The organism is Dietzia sp. B44, from assembly GCF_014145245.1.
Classification (GTDB): Bacteria; Actinomycetota; Actinomycetes; order Mycobacteriales; family Mycobacteriaceae; genus Dietzia; species Dietzia natronolimnaea.
In genome coordinates this window covers 1-2,032 of sequence record NZ_JAALEF010000190.1, presented here as the reverse complement: position 1 = coordinate 2,032, position 2,032 = coordinate 1, and the positions used below count along the sequence as shown (strand labels likewise).

General features: G+C 71.5%; 1 protein-coding gene. It reads left to right on the top strand.

All coding sequences use genetic code 11. The features are described 5' to 3' along the window. Nucleotides 1-2,032, top strand: a 2,032-nt coding sequence (locus tag G6017_RS07125) for an error-prone DNA polymerase (RefSeq protein WP_182616675.1), incomplete at both ends; no start/stop codon positions are given.

Genomic DNA, 2,032 nt, shown 5'->3' with positions numbered 1-2,032 from the left:
CCGTCTGGCGTCGGTCATGGCGGCGCTCGGAGCCCGCGACGCCCTGGAGACCCATGCCGCGCACCTGCCCCCGGCCGGCGGGGCGTACCTGCGCTCGGGGGAGGAGATGGCCGAGTTGTTCGACCGCTGGCCGACCGCCGTCACCGGCGCGGCGGGCCTGGGTCGCGAGTGCGCATTCGACCTCCGGCTCATCGCCCCCGAGCTGCCACCGTTCGATGTTCCCGAGGGACACACGGAGGACAGTCGGCTCGCCGAACTCACCTATGCGGGGGCCGCGCGGCGCTACGGGACGCGTGGGGCGGCACCGGAGGCCTATGCCCAGATCCACCGCGAGCTGGGGGTGATCGCCGAACTGGGGTTCCCCGGCTACTTCCTCGTGGTCCACGACATCGTCGAGTTCTGTCGCAGGGAGGGCATCCTCTGCCAGGGCAGGGGCTCGGCCGCCAACTCGGCGGTCTGCTACGCCCTCGGCATCACCAACGTCGACCCGGTGGGCGCGCACCTGCTCTTCGAGCGATTCCTGTCCCCGGAGCGGGACGGTCCGCCCGACATCGACGTGGACATCGAGTCCGGTCGTCGGGAGGAGGCCATCCAGTACGTCTACTCCCGCTACGGGCGGGACCATGCCGCGCAGGTCGCCAATGTCATCACCTACCGGGGGCGGTCGGCCGTGCGGGACGTGGCCCGGGCACTCGGTTACTCCACCGGGCAGCAGGACGCATGGTCCAAGAGCGTCGACCGGTGGTCGGGTCTGAAGAACCACGAGCGGGAGGCCACCGAGCACACCGTCCCGGCCGACGTGCTGGCGCTGGCCCGCAGACTCGTCGGACTGCCCCGGCACCTCGGCATCCATTCCGGCGGCATGGTGATCTGCGACCGGCCGGTGGCCGACGTGGTGCCCGTCGAATGGGCGCGCATGCCCGGGCGGACGGTCCTGCAGTGGGACAAGGACGACTGCGCGGCGGTCGGTCTGGTCAAGTTCGACATGCTGGGGCTGGGGATGCTCACGGCGCTACACCACGCCATCGACCTCGCGGCCGAGCACAAGGACCTCGAGGTGGACCTGGCCCGACTGGACCTCTCCGATCCCGAGGTCTACGAGATGCTGTGCCGGGGCGATTCCGTGGGGGTGTTCCAGGTGGAGTCGCGGGCGCAGATGGCCACGCTGCCCAGACTCCGGCCGCGGACGTTCTACGACCTCGTGGTGGAGGTGGCGCTCATCCGCCCCGGCCCCATCCAGGGCGGCTCCGTGCACCCCTACATCCGTAGACGCAACGGGCGGGAGGAGGTGGTGTTCGACCACCCCGCGCTCGAGGCGGCCCTGGGGCGGACGCTGGGGATCCCGCTGTTCCAGGAGCAGCTCATGCAGATCGCCACCGAGATCGCCGGGTTCACCGGGGCGGAGGCGGACCAGCTCCGCCGGGCGATGGGGGCCAAGCGCTCACCCGAGCGGATGGCGCGGCTGCGGGAGAGGTTCTTCGCGGGCATGCGTGACCTCCACGGCATCGGCACCAGCCCACCCGGGACACCGGTCACCGGGCCCGAGGTGGGGGAGCGGATCTGGGAGAAGATGTGCGCGTTCGCCAACTACGGCTTCCCCGAGAGCCACTCCCAGTCCTTCGCGGCGATCGTCTACTACTCGGCGTGGTTCAAGTGCCACCACCCGGCCGTCTTCTGTGCGGCGCTGTTGCGCAGCCAGCCGATGGGGTTCTACTCACCGCAGTCCCTCGTGGCCGACGCCCGCAGGCACGGCGTCACCGTGCACCGCCCCTGCGTCAACCGCTCGATCGGCGGTGCCACGTGTGAGAACGGGGGCACCGAGGTGCGTCTCGGCCTGGAGTCCGTGCGGGCCATCGGCACCGATCTCGCCACGGCGATCGCCGACGAGCGCGACACTCACGGCCCGTACCGCTCGGCCGCCGACCTCGCCGGCCGCACCGGGTTGACCGTCCGGCAGATGGAGGCACTGGCTACTGCGGGGGCACTCGACGCTCTCGGCGTCGGGGGGCGGCGGGCGGCCCTGTGGTCGGCG